Raw genomic sequence first — 17,691 nt, 5'->3', positions numbered from 1 at the left:
AGAATAGTAATTTGAAATTACAGCTCCTATTTATAGAATCTCTGTTAAACAAGAAAGTCTGCTAACGCAATTATTAGCAGACTTTTACATTTTTAAGAAAGATATTTTTAACTGTATACCTCTTCTTTGCCAAAATGCTTAGTAAGTAAATAATAAACAACTGCGCGGTATTTATTACGATTAGATTTACCGTAATCTTCCATAACTTTATGAAGTCCTTCCATCAACTCGGGACCATCAGATAAGCCTAATTTTTTAATGAGAAAGTTGTTTTTAACGGTCTCAAGTTCTGATTCACTACCTGCAGAAACCGTTGATGAGTCTTTATTATATATAGACGGACCGCAACCTATTGTAACTTTGGTCAACAAATCCATATCTGCCTCGTGGTTTAGTTTTTCTTTTAAATCTGCTGCATACTTAGCGATCATTTCATCTCTTTTACTCATAAGATACTAATGTGTTTAGTTATTTTTAATTAAGTTCTTTAAATATACATAAAAATAAAAACTAAAATTAGCCTCTAACGTATGTAACTAAAATAACCCAGTAGAATCTGATCATTTAACGTGCGAGGCGTTTTAATCTCAAGCAAACACGGAGCATCAGCTATGCTATAAAATTCTTCCTGAGCACATTGCAGCTCTTCTTCTGAAGTCGCTGAAAAATAATGTATACCATACATCGCACATAGATGCGATGCATCAAGATTGTGTATGGTTTCAAAATACGTTTCAAATATAGCTGAAGTTTTATCTCCCGGTAATATTCTAAAAATACCGCCACCACTGTTATTGATAACAATAATTTTAAAATCCTTTGGCAGATAAGCATTCCACAACCCATTGCTATCATAAAAAAAACTGAGGTCTCCTGTAATTAAAGTGGTAGGTAGCTGGCTCCCTACTGCAGCTCCTACAGCTGTTGATGTGCTTCCATCTATACCACTGGTTCCTCTATTGCAATACACTTTTAGTGATTTATCTATATCAAATAATTGAACATAGCGCACGGTAGAGCTGTTGCCCAACTGTAATAAGCTATCTGGTCTCAATTTTGCCAGAAGTAGATCAAAAGCTTTAAAATCACACCAGCTCATTTCTTTAATATAATCCTGATGCAATACATCGCGGCGTGATCGTACTTGCAACCAGTCACTTTGATAGTTACTTTTGACAACTTGGGTCTTATCTAAAAAATTAGCCCAGAAATAATTTACAGGTACCTTAAAATGTTTATTTAAACAGAAATAGGTGTCGTATGCTTTTTTAGGATCTACGTGCCAGTGTTCTTTAGGTTGATAATTTCTAAGAAATGCCTTAATCTTTTTAGAAATGATCATTCCGCCCAGCGTGATTAATATCTCAGGCTGAAGATCTCTGAAACCCTCATCATCTAAAGATCCTATAATATTATCTGTACGCGTAAAAAAGTTAGGATGATGCGTATTTGAAGTTGTTTCTGTAAATACAAGTACGCTAGGGTCTGTACCCAGCTTGTCTAGAAACTGTTGTTCTATCGTATTAGGTTGTAAAACACCTATTAGTATTATTTTTCGCTTTGCGGCATTCCACTTGGTAATAAAAGGAGCTAGTTGATCCTGGCTGAGTACATCAGATTTAGACTCTGGTGCTACAATAATAGGATCTACCAGTTTTTGAGTTGTGGTATTATACAGTGGTTCATAAAACGGAACATTTATATGTACCGGACCTTGATTTACCAACGCTTCATTAAGTGCTTTATTTATTTCCTGCTGGTTATGCTTTGTGACTTCACGTTGTTTCTGAATAAGCTTTGGATCTGTAACTGCCTCATCAGGAACATATTCAGAATATAAATTTGCCGAATATAATATATGATTCTCAAAAACATTGCGCTGACGTATGGTTTGACCATCTCCTATATCTATACGCTCTATAGGACGATCTGCAGATATCACCACTAAAGGAATGTCACTATAATAGGCTTCAGAAATTGCCGGGTAATAATTAAGAACAGCACTACCAGACGAACAAACAACTGCTACAGGCTGTTGCAACTGCTGCGCTAATCCCAATGCAAAGAAGGCCGCAGAACGCTCATCAACTACACTATAGGTATGCATTTGAGGATGCTGTGTAAAGCCTATTGTTAGAGGCGCGTTACGCGAACCGGGTGATATTACAATATGATTCACGCCTTTTTCTAAACAAAGCAAAACCACAGATTGTGCGACGGGTATAGTAGAATAATTCATTATATCAAAAATACAATAAAGGCTCAAGCCTTAAAGAATACTTGCAATGGTTTGTGCTTTATTTACCGTTTCTTCCCATTCATTAACTGCATCAGAATCTTTTGTAATACCACCACCTATATAAATTTCCGCGGTAGTATTTTTAAACTGCATACAGCGTAAATTCACATACAGTTGTGTAGATTTAGTAAGCGTTTTATACACCAGGTTTTCGACATTTCGAGGATTTCTGCGTTTTGATTGATCTTTCAAAATATTTAATTCGCCTAAATAACCGGTATAAAACTCCCTATCGTAAGACTCTTGCTCTTTAATAAATTCTTTGGCTAAATCTCTAGGAAAACCACAAACTGCCGGTGTAGGATGCAATGCAGCAACAATATCTTTTATTGAAGTGTTTGTTATGCTAAAGCTACCTGTAATACGTGTACGTAAATGCAGTAAATTGCCTGCACGATGATTCTCCCGCTCGTGTACTTTAAATTTCACCAGATTAAAAGGTTGTAATTTAGACACAATTTCATCGGTTACTAATTGTTGTTCTTCCTGTTCTTTAGTGCCCCATTCTACTTCTCTAGTGTCGTCTATGTAAGGCTGTGTTCCTGCAAGAGCCATAGTTTCAAAAGATCTTCCGTTTACAGAAACTAGCGTTTCTGGCGTAGCCCCTAACCAGGTTCCTACTTTAGGATGATGCCATAAATAAACGAAAGCGTTCTTATACGCTGCACCTAATTTTTTGAATAAAGTTAACGGTTCTAAATCTGGAGTTTCTATTTTTTGCTTACGCGAAACCACAACTTTCTGAAGTTCGGTTTCTTTTATATATCTAATTGCAGCTGAAACTAAAGCGATATGTTCATTTTTTTCAAATTCTGAAGCTGTTTCCTTAATTGAAGCTTTTGAACTCATATGACCAAAATCAAAATCAGCAACATAAATAGGTTCTCCAGGTATTAAAACAGTTGTTCTACTTGAATCAAAAGGAGCAAAAACAAAACCCTGCTCTTCAAAATTAGTAACGGTATGCAGTGTATCATCATTTTGTAAGAGAACTCCTATATTATTAGCGTTCGATTTTTTATATATAACAAAAGGAAGGTTAGCAGTGTACTGGTTTTCTACTAATTTTATAAGTTCATTTGCAGTCATACTTACTTTTTAGGCAGCGCAATGGTTGTAAGTTTAACAATAGAAATCAGCTGATCTGCTTCATTAGTAATACGTATTTCCCATAATTGAGTGGTACGACCCTTATGTAAAAAGGTAGCTTTAGCATATACCATACCCTCAGCAATACTCTTAACATGATTCGCAGAAATTTCGATTCCCCTCACAAAAAAATTCTTGGCATCTAGAAACATAAAACTCGCCGCGCTTCCTACGCTTTCGGCCAGTGCTACCGAAGCACCGCCGTGTAAAACACCATCGGGCTGATGAACCTTAGAGGTTACTGGCATTGACGCAGTAAGAAAATTCTCTCCAATGTCTATGAATTTGATATCCATAGTTTCCATTAGCGTGTTTTTACAGATAGCATTGCATTTAGCAAGTGCTTCAGTCTTATCATTTAAATTCATGAACCTGTTCTATTTACTAGTGTCTGGCGCTCTAAAATCGTTTTTTAGATTTAGATTGATTTACTTTGTAAAGATACTTAAACCTCAAGGATGCACGAAGAAAAAACTGTAAGCTATACTACCCAAAACACCTATTACACGTTAAATACATTTACAGTAAAAACTAAAAAAATATGGCTTGTCTGTCACGGAATTGGCTATCTAAGCACCTATTTTTTAGATCATTTTAAACATCTTGATCCAGATGAGAATTATATAATTGCCCCGCAAGCACCTAGTAAATACTATCAGGATAAAAAGTATAAATATGTGGGTGCATCCTGGTTTACTCGTGTAAATACGCAACTAGAAATTCAGAATGTTACAAATTATCTTGATCAGGTTTACGAGCAGGAGATTAGCGCTAAGTTACAAGGCCCTGTTAAACTTACCATTCTTGGATATTCTCAAGGAGTTTCTGCTGTAACCAGATGGTTAGCTCACGCTAAGGTTTACTGTGATAACCTTCTATTACACTCAGGCTCTACTCCTAGAGAATTTCATTCAGAAACCTTCAAACACCTTAATCACACTAAAGTTTCCGTTATTTATGGTACAGACGATATGTATTTATCAGAATCTAAAATGATAGCTGAATTGAACTATCTAAAATCGATATTTAACAATAAACTCAACATAATACATTTTAAAGGTAAGCACGAAGTTCACGAACCTACACTACTGCACTTATCCTTAATGTAATACGAAAAAAAATAATTAAAGACTCAAAGCTCATAACAAAGTAGGAAAATACTTATTATTTAATCCAGATATATTTCATTTAATGCTTTTCATCTGGTATAATATATTTAGAATTTGAATAAATCGTCACACTTTAGTGGTTTTATACAAGTATATTATACATAAATATCATTGCATAAATTATTTTTGTGTATTTCATCGAATTATTGTGTATTTAAAAGATTAAGTGTAGTATATTTACGCTGTAGAACACAAAAAACCAAATATATGAAATCACTTATCACTTTTATTGCGGTTGCTTTTTTAAGTTTAAATGCTGTAGCTGAAGTAGCTACAACGCAAAAAGAAGCTTTGGTTGATTTGTATAATGCTACAAACGGTTCTCAATGGAACACTACCTGGGATTTAAATGCAGATGTTTCTACCTGGTATGGTGTACGTGTAATAAATAATAATGTGGTAGGTCTTAACCTAAGTATGAATAACCTTAACGGTCAATTACCAGAATCTATAGGTAATCTTGAATCACTAGTTACTCTAGAATTATTCTTCAATAAAATTGAAGGTTCAATACCTAACTCTATAGGTAACCTTAAAAATCTTAAAGTATTAGTTCTTAACGGCAATATGCTTAATGGATCTTTACCAGATTCTTTATATAACCTGACTAAACTTGAGCAATTGATGTTAACCAGCAATAATTTAAGTGGTTCTATAAACAAAAATTTATCTAACCTTACTAATCTTCAAGTTTTAAATCTTTTTGATAATAACATTAATGGTCAATTTCCAGTTGCAGTTTTAAAATTAAATAACCTTAAAGAACTGAATCTTTCTAATAATAGTTTATACGGCGCTGTTCCTAAAGAATTATCTAAAATGAAAAATCTTACTTCTATCGCATTAGCTCAAAATAACTTTGACTTAAACACAGATGCTTTAGCTTATGATACTAATGGAGGCTCGACTACAAATTATAGTATTGCTTCTAACGAATAAATGATTTCCCCAAATCACAATTAGTTAAGTTGTTTAAAGCTCTGTCTATCGACAGGGCTTTTTTTTTAATGACCTCAATTACAATGCAGCCTTCTTCTTCTTCTTTAATTAAACTATACTTAGCATACTAATCAAGTAAAGAAACCTTGTAGAGTTCTAGCAAGAATTAATTGCTTTAGTAAAATTGCACTTTCAATATTCAAGGTTATAATAAGCCACAATGCTCAAACCTTTATCCTAGGATGTAAAGCAAGGTTATTACAAAGCTATAAGTACGCTCTGAAGTTTTAAATCTAGATCCAGGCATAAATTTTAGCTATGTTATAATGCATCTTGTGCATGTAATTTAATATACATAGATTTTAATTTCTGCAAGGCTATAATTAGAAATCAGAAGTATCACCTATTACAGGGTATGATAGGTTTTTTTGAAATAATACTAAATGAGTCTTAGAATTACCGGTTAGTGTCAAAAATATTCTTTGGTAATTTAGAAAAACCCGGCTCTAGTAGTAAAAAATTACCGGAAACACTTCGTTATATTCTTTTTTCAATAAGTCACTACTCTGCTACTTTTTGTTCTTTTATAGGTTTAACTACAAATGGCGTGAAAAAATCCCAGGTAAGTCCTATAGAAATTCTAGAATAACTATCTACAAAGCGGTAATTATAATCATCATAACCAAAACTAAAGCGAGCCATAATTCCCAAATCTTTATCCCACGGATATAAAATAGCACTTGTCTCTGAGCGATAAATATCTGCGGAAGGATGCACATCTGGGTGTAGCAGTATCTTTTGTCCCAGACTATAACGCATCCCTTTAAAATGATCTGTAAACTCATATTCGGCTTCTATTTGATGACGCCCATAAATTTTAATATCTTCAGGATTATAACCTCCAAACTGAAACATACCTAAAAAGCGGTTATGATATAATTGGTAGGCTACAGTTAAGGAATGAGATTTTGAGGGGTAATTATTTTGATCAAATGTATTTATACGGTAGTTTAAAGAAAGTCGGGTTAGATTTGTTGAGAAATTACCCGATGATCGGTTTAATAGCGCTGCCAGATCTGTATCGTCATCAATATTATCGTACAATAATGCACTTTGTGGACTATTATCTTCAAATTCTGTACTAAATGCAGATTTACTCTGCCCGTTAGAATAATGACCAGACTCAATAGCTGCCGTTAAAAAATTATTTCGTTGTGTCTTAATTATAGATTGCCATCCTATAAATGCTTTATAAGAAGGCGTTTTAACGGGTTTAGAATTCTCATCATAAATTCTTAAATGCGGCTGTATGCTTAAATAAATGGCATCACCTGCGACAATAGTATCTCTGTTTAAAGCTTCACGTATGTCATTATAAATACTATAATAAACAACAGGTTGTGCCTCAAGTAAAATTGTTTCATATGGATTATCGCCACTTCCCGCAGCTAAAAACGGGCGTTCAGATATAGGAAAGTAATCTTTAAAACCACTTCGCTCTTTAGTATTTTGTGCGTAATTAGTTTGTGTACTGCAACAGCTTATAAATACAATAAGCACGCTCAAGCGGAAATAAAAATTCATGATTTCTAGTTTAGGGATTTTAGATGGGGAAATATAAAATTAATTAACAGACTGATCAAAAGTAAATGAGTCTTATTAGAACCTCTAACCCAATTTTTATTGCATTAAATGAAATTTTAAGATAGAGATTGAAACAATAGAATTCTAATAACGTCTTTGTGGTACAACTTGTGATTAATTAAATGTCTATATAAGCAATCACTTCAGAAGAAATACTTTTAATATCTGTATTTTTACTACATAATCAAGTTCCCCTTATGAAACACGCGTTTTTAATACTTTTAGTATTTACAGGCCTAACCGGCAGTATTTGTGCTCAGGGCACCGTTGCCCATATTAATATGGAAGAGCTCATAAAAATTATGCCCGAAAGTAAACAAGCCGAGGCAGAACTTAATCGCCTCAACCAGGCTTATCGCGCAGATTTTGAAACCTCATATAGAGAATATCAGGCAAAATATGTAAAATTTGAAGATGAGGCCTCCACCCTTTCTCCTACCGAAACAGCAAAGCGTAAAGGAGATCTTGAACTTATTGAACGTAACCTTGCACAATCTCAACAAAACATAGATAAACAACTTGCTGAAAAACGAGAACTATTGTTTGCACCTATTCGTGAAAAAGCAAAAGAACTAGTAACAAAACTTGCAGACAATCAAGGCTTCTTATATGTTTTAGATTCAGCAGCCTCAAACGGACTCATTATGGCAAAAGGTAAAGACTTAATGCCTGAAGTTAAAAAAGCTATTGGAATTAAATAAAAATTCTCAACGAGACAAAAAAAGCTTTTGTATTACTATAGTTATATAGCTAATCGACACCAAATTTTCAGTAATAAAAAAGCCATATTTTTAATTAAATATGGCTTTTTTTTATAATGTAATTAATCTAGTCGGGAAAAATAACAGAAACAATTAAATCAACTTTTATACTTGGGGCAAAAAAGGGATTTTAAACGGTTTAACTAATTACATTAATTTAAATTAACATTCTAAAACTACTTACTTTCTTTCTCAAATATAAGATCAATTTATATACAAAACAATATTAAATTGCATTTTAACCTCAAATAAATGCATTTTAACGTGTTTTAATTATCACAATTTATCAATTATTAAATTCACTAACACTTCTTACGTATTCTAATTCATTAACAAATAAAGAATTACGCATAACAAAAAACATATTAAACAACCTTGACTTATAATTTTATCTTAATTTAAATTAAAGCGTTAAACCTTTTAAATAAAGTAAAGTCTTAATAAGAGCAAATACTAAGTTTAGTTTGCGAAACAAAGCTTAAGAGAAATTGAGTACCAAAACATTAAATCAAGTTTCGATCAAATTTGAAGATCTGGTCAGCGAATACAAAGAGCGTTTGTATTGGCACATAAGACGTATGGTTGTATCTCACGAAGATGCAGATGATGTTTTGCAGAATACATTTATCAAAGTATATAAAAACTTAGACACATTTAATGGTGATAGTCAGGTTTATACCTGGCTTTACCGCATTGCTACAAATGAGAGTTTGACATTTATAAATAAACGAAAGCGTACTACACATTTAAGTAGTGAAGATTTTCAGGAAAGTCTTATATCAAATCTTACGAGTGATCCTTATTTTAATGGTGATGAAGCTCAATTAAAATTACAACAAGCTATAGATACCTTACCTGCTAAGCAAAAACAGGTATTTATAATGAAATATTATGACGAATTACAATACAATGAGATTTCAGAAATTTTAGGCACTTCTGAAGGTGCATTAAAAGCCAGTTATCATCATGCTGTTAAAAAAATCACAGATTATGTAACTGGTATTTAAACCTTTTAATTCAATTAAAGTCTAAAAAACAATGAAAAGCAAGAGTAAACATAACGAGCAATTTAAAGTCCCAGACGAATACTTCAAATCGTTTGATGATCGTCTATTTACAGAACTTAAATTTCAACAGCTTTTCCCAATTAAAGTAAATCCGTACACGGTACCTCAGGGTTACTTTGAAGCTGTAGAATCAACCATTATAAATAAAAATAAGCCTCAGGGAAAACTAATCAATTACGATTTCCAAACCGTTACAAAAGCTTTTGTAGCACTTGCAGCCGTTGTTGCCTTAATCTTTTATGTGATAAACCCTATAACAACTAACGAAGATTTTGATTCACTTTCTGTTTCAAGTATTGAAAGTTATCTAATAGATCAGGATCAATTACCCTATTACTTTTCTGATGAAGAATTAACCAATATCGAAGATAACACTTCAATTTTTGACACACAGATTGAAAATGATGAAGTGATTTATGATTATGTAGATCAGGATATTATTGCAAATTCCTGGAATGCAGATCAGTAAACAAAAACCAATAACTATGAAGAATTTAATTATAATAATAGGATTATTTATAGGCTTTGCAACCTTTGCTCAAAACGATCGCCATGATCGTATAAAAGCCTTAAAAGTCTCTTTTTTAACAGAAGAATTAGAACTTACTCCAGCTGAAGCAGAAAAATTCTGGCCTATTTACAATATTTACGACAAGAAGATGGATGATTTGCGCAATAGAGAGCGTGCATTGTTCAAACAAAAATATGGTTCTGCAGGCGCAAAAAACAATTTTTCTGAAGCTGAAGCAAATAAGTTAATTATAGAATATAATGATATTATAGAAAAGCGTTACGAGCTAGATAGCAGGTTAATGTCTGATTTAACCAAAAAGCTACCTGCGTCAAAAATGGTATTTCTACCTGAAGTTGAACATAAATTCGGTAAAAAACTCTGGGAAGAATATCGTAAAAGGAAAAAGTAAGATTAGAATCTAAGTTTAAAAAAGCCTGTTTACTTGAAGTAAACAGGCTTTTTTTTTTTAGCGCTTAAATTTCAACTTGGCAACTCTATTTGTACCGGCTGCAAAAGCAGTGCTATCATTAACAAAACGTAGGGTAAAAAATCCTTCAGTACTCAAATTATGCCAGGTCAATCCTTGATCGCTGGTATAATCTATACCCTCAAAACCTATAGCAAGAATCTCCTGCCCGTTTGTATTGGGTACAAATTGCACGCAGCTTCTATAACCGGGATTCTTTGAATCTGCGATTAACTTCCAGGTTTTACCACCATCTGTTGTTAGTGCTTTATTTGCAGTATTACCCTTAGGATTGGTATAATCACCTCCCATTATAATACCCGTATTTTCATCATAAAAATCTATTGAATATCCTCCCGTAGTTGCAATACCCTGCACAATGGGAGTTTTAAATACCTCCCAGGTTTTACCTTTATCTGCAGTATGTATTACATTAGATTCAGTACCTCCCGTAATTATCCAGGCGTGATCCTTATAAACGGCAATATTGCTATTACTAGCTGCAAAAGCAGCTTCTCCTTCTGCGACACTGGGAAGCTCTGAGCAGTCAACTTTTGTCCAGCTGTTGCCACCATCTCGGGTTACTAGTATAGAAATACAATTTTGAGTAGGGTCACCCATTGCAATCCCCTCTTTATCGTTCCAGAAGATCATAGAATCGTAGAAAGCTTTGGGATCATCTTCCCTATATACGACTTCCATACCCGTATCACCAGTTTTAAAAAGCAATGCAGGACTTTCAATACTCAACATAAAAAAGTCTTCCGCCGTATGTGCTACAGCTCTAAAATTAGGTATTAAACTATCTTGTTTTAAAACTCCGGTATTCCAGGTTTGGGTACTAAAATCATATAACCCGTATTTGCCGTTAGAGCCTGCAAATGCAAGACTGCCATCATTAAGTATATCTATTGCGCGTATACTTACAGAGTCACTATAAATAGTCTCAATTTCAACACGTTTAATAGGGCTCAATTTTTCCGTTTTTTCTTCGGAATTCTTACAACTCGAAAGAATAATCAAAGTAAGAATTGTAATATAAAGTCTCATATTCTAAAATTTAGGGAAATTTAAAACTATTCGCCTTTAAACCTGTACCTTTGCCCACATTTTTAAATACACTTTTTATGCGTTTACACCGCAATCTGGTTTTCGCCGTCGTTGATGGTCTTATCGAAATTTTTAACGAAGGCAGCTATGCCGATAAAGTTATATCAAAACAACTTAAGCGTGATAAACGCTGGGGGTCTCGCGATCGTAGTTTTGTAGCAGAAACAACTTATGATATCGTAAGATGGAAACGTCTCTACGCAGAAATTGCAGAAGTTAAAGAACCCATAGACCGCAAGGATATCTGGCGCATGTTTGCCGTATGGTGTACCCTAAAAGGTATTAAATTACCAGAGTGGCCGCAGTTTGAAGACACACCTACCCGTCGTATAAAAGGTAGATTTGATGAACTTTCTAAAATTAGAAAACTGCGTGAATCTATCCCAGATTGGTTAGATGAATTAGGTGAGAAAGAATTAGGCGATAAATGGGATGTTGAGATCGCTTCTTTAAATAAGCAAGCTCCTGTTGTGCTTCGCGCTAATCGTCTTAAAGGAGATATAGACACACTTAGAGCTGCTTTAGTTGAAGAAGGTCACGAGACCGAAACTCTTAAAGCCTATCCTGATGCTTTACAACTGCAGGAGCGCGGAAATGTATTTGCTACAGAAGCTTTTAAAAATGGCCTTTTTGAAGTGCAGGATGCATCTTCTCAACTGGTAGGACCCTATTTAGGGGTAGAACCGGGTATGCGTGTAGTAGACGCGTGCGCGGGTGCAGGTGGTAAAACACTACATCTAGCTGCTCAAATGGATAATAAAGGTCAATTAATTGCTTTAGATATTTACGCTAATAAATTAAAAGAATTAAAGCGCCGAGCACGTCGTGCCGGTGCTCATAATATAGAAACCCGTACTATAGACAGTACTAAGGTTATTAAAAAATTATACAACTCTGCAGATCGTTTACTTATAGATGCACCTTGCACAGGTCTTGGTGTTTTAAGTCGTAACCCTGATGCAAAATGGAAATTGCAACCAGATTTTGTTGCAAAAATTCAGGAAACACAACAGGCACTTCTAGTAGATTATTCAAGAATAGTAAAACCGGGTGGGAAAATGGTTTATGCAACCTGCTCAATTTTACCTTCTGAGAATCAAGAACAAGTAAAAAAATTCTTGAAAACTGAGGAAGGAAGAGAATTTAAAATTGAAAAGCAAAAAACAATCCTATCTAGCGAAAGCGGTTATGACGGATTTTATATGTGCTTAATGGTAAAGAAAGATAAAGCTTAATTTTAAGCAATGCTTAAACTTGAAAAGCCTCTTGGAAAAATCTAAGAGGCTTTTTGATTTTTAATTAAATAGAATACTTGTAGGTTATCAACAATAATCAATTAAATTCTGTTGAATTTCTTTAAAATCTTAGGCTAGTCTAAAGGTCAAAAATCACTAAATTTGTCGCTTCTTTAGCAAAAGCACTATGATTCATTTTTTCGGTTCACAAGAAACCAAAATTTTCGCAGTTCAAACTAATAATGAACTTTCTCAAGAAGATATAAACAAGCTTAACTGGCTTTTTGGCAACCAGCCTAAAATACAAGCGTCTACTTTAGACGCTTTTTTTATTGGTCCGCGGGCTACAATGATAACGCCCTGGAGTACAAATGCAGTTGAGATTACTCAAAATATGGGTATAGAAGGCATCATACGTATTGAAGAGTTTGTTGCCGGCAAAGCAGATTTTGACCCCATGCTTTCTCAGGAATATGCAAGTCTGGGTCAGGATGTATTTACAATAAATATTGAACCCGAATCTATTTTGCATATTGAAGATATTGCAGCATTCAATCAGCAAGAGGGTCTTTCCTTAAATGAGGAAGAAGTAGCTTATCTTGAAGGTGTGGCAAAGCGCATAGGTCGCCCGCTTACAGATTCTGAAGTTTTTGGTTTTAGCCAGGTAAATTCTGAGCATTGCCGTCATAAAATTTTTAATGGTACGTTTGTGATAGATGGTGAGGAGATGCCTACTTCACTTTTTAAGATGATACGCAAGACTTCCGCAGAAAACCCTAACGAAATTGTTTCTGCTTACAAAGATAATGTCGCTTTTATTAATGGTCCCAAAGCAACCCAATTTGCTCCTAATACCGCAGATAAACCCGATTATTATACCGAAAAAGAATTTGATAGTGTACTGTCACTAAAAGCAGAAACCCACAACTTCCCTACTACTGTAGAGCCATTTAATGGTGCTGCAACCGGTGCCGGTGGAGAAATTCGGGATCGTCTGGCAGGTGGTCAGGGATCATTACCGCTGGCAGGAACTGCAGTTTATATGACTGCATATTCCCGATTAAAGGCAGAATCTCCACGCGATTGGGAAGATGGTATGCCAGCCCGAAAATGGTTGTATCAAACACCTATTGATATACTGATAAAAGCTTCTAACGGAGCTTCAGACTTCGGAAACAAATTTGGTCAACCCCTTATTGCAGGTTCTGTTTTAACTTTTGAGCACGAAGAAGGTGGTCGCAAACTTGGTTATGATAAAGTGATTATGCAAGCCGGCGGAATAGGTTATGGCAAGAAAAATCAAGCTTTAAAAGAAAAACCGCAAACCGGAGACAAAATTGTAATTCTAGGTGGTGATAACTACCGCATAGGGATGGGCGGTGCCGCAGTTTCTTCTGCAGATACCGGCGCCTTTAGTTCAGGTATCGAATTGAATGCTATTCAGCGCTCTAATCCAGAAATGCAAAAACGAGCTGCAAATGCTATTCGTGGCATGGTAGAAAGTGATGAAAATACCATTGTTTCTATTCACGATCACGGTGCCGGTGGTCACTTAAACTGTCTTTCTGAACTGGTTGAAGAAACCGGTGGTTTAATTGATCTAGATAAACTTCCCGTGGGTGACCCTACCCTTTCTGCTAAAGAAATTATAGGTAATGAGTCGCAAGAACGTATGGGTCTTGTTATAGGTGCTCAAAATGCTGAAACATTAAAACGCATCGCAGATCGCGAACGTTCTCCTATGTATGAAGTAGGAGATGTGACCGGTGATCATCGCTTTACGTTTAAATCTAAAACTACAGGTGAAAAACCTATGGATTTAGAAATGAATGATATGTTTGGAAGTTCGCCAAAAACCATAATGAATGACACTAAAATTAGTCGGGTTTATGATGATGTTTCCTACTCGCTAGAGCATTTTCACGACTATTTAGAAAATGTATTGCAGCTGGAAGCTGTTGCCAGCAAAGACTGGTTAACGAATAAAGTTGATCGTTGTGTGGGTGGTAGAGTTGCAAAACAGCAATGTGTGGGGAGCTTACAAATTCCACTAAATAATGTGGGTGTAATGGCCCTAGATTTTAATTCTAAAAATGGTGTAGCAACTTCAATAGGTCACTCACCAGTAAGTGGTTTAATAAATCCTGTTGCAGGAAGTAAAAACAGTATTGCAGAAGCACTTACAAATATTATCTGGGCTCCTCTTGAAAAAGGACTAAAATCGGTTTCACTATCTGCAAACTGGATGTGGCCGTGTAATAATGAAGGAGAAGATGCGCGTTTATATGAAGCGGTACAAGCTGTTTCTGAATTTGCCATAGACCTGGGAATAAATATTCCTACCGGTAAAGATTCGCTTTCTATGAAGCAGAAATATCCTGATGGTGATGTGATTGCTCCCGGGACAGTTATAATATCTGCAGCCGGGACTTGTAGCGATATAAATAAGGTTATTGAACCTGTTTTACAACACGGTGAAGGAGCTATCTATTACATAAATTTATCTCAGGATGATTTTAAATTAGGAGGATCTAGTTTTGCTCAAATTCAGAATAAAGTTGGTACTCAGGCGCCATCTATTCAAGACAATTTAGCGTTCGCGAAAACATTTGATGTTATTCAGGATTTGATTAAAAAGGATCAGATCGTTGCCGGGCACGATGTTGCATCTGGCGGACTTATAACCACACTTTTAGAATTGTGTTTTGCTGAAAATAACTTAGGTGCATCTATAGACCTGACTGCTTTTGAAGAGAAAGATTTAATAAAAATACTTTTTGCTGAAAATGCAGGTATTGTATTTCAGGCAGCTAAAGATGCAGATGTTGAATCTATTTTGACTGAAAATAATATTGCTTTTTTCAATATAGGTACTACTACTGAAACTGCAGATTTAGAACTTAAAAAAGATACTATAGAAATAGGACTGAATATCCCTTCTTTACGTAGAAGATGGTTTCAAACTTCATATCTATTAGATCAGCAACAAACTGCTAAAGGACTTGCAGGAGCGCGCTTTGCAAATTTTGACAGACAGGATTTAAAATATACATTCCCAAAACAATTCACAGGTAAAAAACCTGTAATCGATGCTGCAAGACCGCGCCCCAAAGCAGCAATTTTGCGTGAGAAAGGATCGAATTCTGAACGCGAAATGGCAAATGCAATGTACCTCGCTGGTTTTGATGTAAAAGACGTGCATATGACCGATTTGATTACCGGTCGTGAAACGCTTGAAGATATTCAATTTATAGGTGCAGTGGGTGGTTTTTCAAATTCAGATGTTTTAGGTTCTGCTAAAGGCTGGGCGGGTGCTTTCTTATACAATGAAAAAGCCAATACGGCTCTTAAGAATTTCTTTGCGCGACCAGATACGCTTTCTGTAGGTATTTGTAATGGTTGCCAACTTTTTGTAGAGCTCGATTTATTAAATCCAGAACATGTGCAAAAACCAGTTATGCAGCATAACGACTCTAATAAGCATGAAAGCGGTTTTACCAGTGTCACTATAGCAGAAAATGATTCGGTGATGTTATCTACGCTTTCTGGAGCTACATTGGGCGTATGGATTTCTCATGGTGAAGGAAAATTTAATTTACCACTTGATGAAGATAACTATAAAATAGTAGGTAAATACGGGTACGATGCATATCCTGCAAACCCTAACGGAAGTAGCTACAACACGGCAATGATGACTGATAAAACCGGTCGTCACTTGGTAACGATGCCACACATAGAACGTTCTATCTTTCAATGGAACTGGGCAAATTATCCAAAAGGACGTAAAGACGAAGTAAGCCCCTGGGTTGAAGCATTTGTTAATGCCCGTTTATGGGTTGAGAAACAATAATTAGCTGAAAATATTTTGATAAAAAAAGCTCAGATTCTTTGAATCTGAGCTTTTTTTTTATTGAAAACGTATATCAATCATTAGCAACTTGTTTGAGAAGTAAAATTTCTAAATCATAGACTTGAAATTATATTAATTTAAAATTTAAGTCTTAAATATTTAAATCTAAAAAAATTCGATCTTTCTGTTAAAGAAAATGCTTATTAAATTATTACCATAAAACAACCAAGTCCTGTCCTCAAAATTAAACATGAATAAAGCTATATTTTTCATATTGATAACGCTTTTTAGTCTTTCCCTAATTTATACTCAAGAAGATACTATTAATAATAAGATATTCATAATCGATGATGAAAGTGTAATTCTGAAAAAACTTTATGGTCAAAATCAATTCTATTTAAGAATCAGAAACAGGAATATACCCGGGAATTTATTTTAAAGTATTAAAAATTAACAATCACTGCTCGCTAGAGAATTCTAATAATTTAATTAAGTTAAAACTAGATTTAGAATTAAAAAAAATTCTGACAAAATATTCTTTTGATAGATATGAATTAGTTAGAACTCTAGGTAGAAGTCATATATGTCTTGTAAAAAAACAGGGTGATTCGATAATTGCGCACAAAACATCATTTGTTTTAGTTGAAAAACGAGATCTTTTGGTAATAATAAAACTTAGTTATTCAACTTGTAATTATATTTATAATAATGGCACCTTATTCACAGCAACATCAAAAGGCAAATCTGTTTTATCGGTATTTCCTTGTAATTAGTGTATTTCTTATATTGATCCAGACTTCTTGTGGCTCTATAAAAAACTCAAAAAGTAACAACTTCAATATTAAATCATTAATAGCTCTTGAGGTTAATTTTCATGAGGCTGACAATATTAGATTTATTGATACTTTTTCTAATTCTAAAGCATTTAAAAGCTATTTGAAAGATTATATGTTTGAGAAGGAACCGAAATTATCTTATCCAAATCCATTTTATTCCAAAAGTCAAGCTATAGCTATGTTCAAAGGATCAAATGGTACTTATCTAATAAATCAACTCAATCAGTCAGATGGTTCTTTAGAAAAATATTTTCCTAAACAAAAAATAAATTTACTTTTTAAGTATGATGATGGTGAGAATAATCAGAATAGGAATTTTGAATATAAATCAAGAAAACAAATAAAAATTACAAAACCAGTCATTTCGATGGATGGGAAACTTGCGCTGATTTGGTATAGCACATACTTTATAGGTGATGGTCATACAGGTATTCATATTTTTGAAAAAATTGATGGAATATGGGTACTCTCGAACGTAAGAGAATTGTATTAATCTTGAAAAGCTGTTAGTATTTTTAAATGTATTGAATCAATAAATGCAGGGTACATAGATGCATAATATAATCCTATGAAGAGCTTAGTCTAAAAATCTATGCTATTTTGATATTCGTATTACAACGTTGTAATTTTTTTTAAAAACGTAGAATATAGT

At 34.3% G+C, this 17,691-nt stretch carries 15 protein-coding genes; 9 read left to right on the top strand and 6 right to left on the bottom strand.

Annotated elements, in window-relative coordinates:
* Positions 1 to 107: 107 nt before the first annotated feature.
* The 4 genes from P164_RS03120 to P164_RS03105 form a co-directional block, all read right to left on the bottom strand.
* Entirely contained in the window at positions 108 to 449 is a 342-nt protein-coding gene (locus P164_RS03120; RefSeq protein WP_028375017.1) for a DUF2853 family protein, read from the bottom strand.
* Positions 450 to 523: 74 nt separating this feature from the next.
* Entirely contained in the window at positions 524 to 2,239 is a 1,716-nt protein-coding gene (menD, locus tag P164_RS03115) for a 2-succinyl-5-enolpyruvyl-6-hydroxy-3-cyclohexene-1-carboxylic-acid synthase (protein WP_028375016.1), read from the bottom strand.
* Between the two features lie 30 nt (positions 2,240 to 2,269).
* The gene (locus P164_RS03110) at positions 2,270 to 3,388 is read right to left on the bottom strand and encodes a chorismate-binding protein (protein ID WP_028375015.1); all 1,119 of its coding nucleotides are present in this window, start codon (positions 3,386 to 3,388) and stop codon (positions 2,270 to 2,272) included.
* Positions 3,389 to 3,390: 2 nt separating this feature from the next.
* Positions 3,391 to 3,816, bottom strand: a complete 426-nt coding sequence (locus P164_RS03105; protein WP_028375014.1) for a PaaI family thioesterase — start codon at positions 3,814 to 3,816, stop codon at positions 3,391 to 3,393.
* A gap of 90 nt (positions 3,817 to 3,906) precedes the next feature.
* Here P164_RS03105 and P164_RS03100 point away from each other — a divergent pair, with 90 nt between their 5' ends.
* Both P164_RS03100 and P164_RS03095 read left to right on the top strand, forming a co-directional pair.
* The gene (locus P164_RS03100) at positions 3,907 to 4,557 is read left to right on the top strand and encodes an alpha/beta hydrolase (protein ID WP_028375013.1); all 651 of its coding nucleotides are present in this window, start codon (positions 3,907 to 3,909) and stop codon (positions 4,555 to 4,557) included.
* A 267-nt stretch (positions 4,558 to 4,824) separates the two neighbouring features.
* Entirely contained in the window at positions 4,825 to 5,556 is a 732-nt protein-coding gene (locus P164_RS03095; RefSeq protein WP_051621165.1) for a hypothetical protein, read from the top strand.
* 561 nt (positions 5,557 to 6,117) lie between these two features.
* On the opposite strand, the gene P164_RS03090 is transcribed toward P164_RS03095, so the two are convergent.
* Entirely contained in the window at positions 6,118 to 7,140 is a 1,023-nt protein-coding gene (locus P164_RS03090; protein ID WP_234405812.1) for a hypothetical protein, read from the bottom strand.
* A 257-nt stretch (positions 7,141 to 7,397) separates the two neighbouring features.
* Between P164_RS03090 and P164_RS03085 the strand changes: the two genes are divergently transcribed.
* The 4 genes from P164_RS03085 (at position 7,398) to P164_RS03070 (ending at position 9,951) form a co-directional block, all read left to right on the top strand.
* A complete protein-coding gene (locus P164_RS03085) occupies positions 7,398 to 7,901 on the top strand; it encodes an OmpH family outer membrane protein (RefSeq protein ID WP_028375011.1) in 504 nt (167 codons plus the stop codon).
* A gap of 548 nt (positions 7,902 to 8,449) precedes the next feature.
* On the top strand, positions 8,450 to 8,968 hold the full coding sequence (locus tag P164_RS03080) for an RNA polymerase sigma factor (RefSeq protein WP_028375010.1): 519 nt from the start codon (positions 8,450 to 8,452) through the stop codon (positions 8,966 to 8,968).
* A gap of 31 nt (positions 8,969 to 8,999) precedes the next feature.
* Entirely contained in the window at positions 9,000 to 9,497 is a 498-nt protein-coding gene (locus tag P164_RS03075; protein ID WP_028375009.1) for a hypothetical protein, read from the top strand.
* A gap of 16 nt (positions 9,498 to 9,513) precedes the next feature.
* The gene (locus P164_RS03070) at positions 9,514 to 9,951 is read left to right on the top strand and encodes a hypothetical protein (RefSeq protein WP_028375008.1); all 438 of its coding nucleotides are present in this window, start codon (positions 9,514 to 9,516) and stop codon (positions 9,949 to 9,951) included.
* 57 nt (positions 9,952 to 10,008) lie between these two features.
* On the opposite strand, the gene P164_RS03065 is transcribed toward P164_RS03070, so the two are convergent.
* Positions 10,009 to 11,058 (bottom strand): WD40/YVTN/BNR-like repeat-containing protein, encoded by a 1,050-nt coding sequence (locus P164_RS03065; RefSeq protein ID WP_028375007.1) that lies wholly within the window; start codon positions 11,056 to 11,058, stop codon positions 10,009 to 10,011.
* Between the two features lie 77 nt (positions 11,059 to 11,135).
* Here P164_RS03065 and P164_RS03060 point away from each other — a divergent pair, with 77 nt between their 5' ends.
* From P164_RS03060 to P164_RS03045, 3 genes are all read left to right on the top strand, one after another.
* Complete coding sequence (locus P164_RS03060; protein ID WP_028375006.1) at positions 11,136 to 12,353, top strand: RsmB/NOP family class I SAM-dependent RNA methyltransferase; 1,218 nt, start codon at positions 11,136 to 11,138, stop codon at positions 12,351 to 12,353.
* 187 nt (positions 12,354 to 12,540) lie between these two features.
* On the top strand, positions 12,541 to 16,203 hold the full coding sequence (gene purL, locus P164_RS03055; protein ID WP_028375005.1) for a phosphoribosylformylglycinamidine synthase: 3,663 nt from the start codon (positions 12,541 to 12,543) through the stop codon (positions 16,201 to 16,203).
* Positions 16,204 to 16,911: 708 nt separating this feature from the next.
* Positions 16,912 to 17,532 (top strand): hypothetical protein, encoded by a 621-nt coding sequence (locus tag P164_RS03045; protein ID WP_028375003.1) that lies wholly within the window; start codon positions 16,912 to 16,914, stop codon positions 17,530 to 17,532.
* Positions 17,533 to 17,691: the final 159 nt, after the last annotated feature.

The sequence above is a fragment of the Leeuwenhoekiella sp. MAR_2009_132 genome (assembly GCF_000687915.1).
GTDB lineage: Bacteria > Bacteroidota > Bacteroidia > Flavobacteriales > Flavobacteriaceae > Leeuwenhoekiella.
This window is presented reverse-complemented; position numbering and strand designations above follow the sequence as displayed.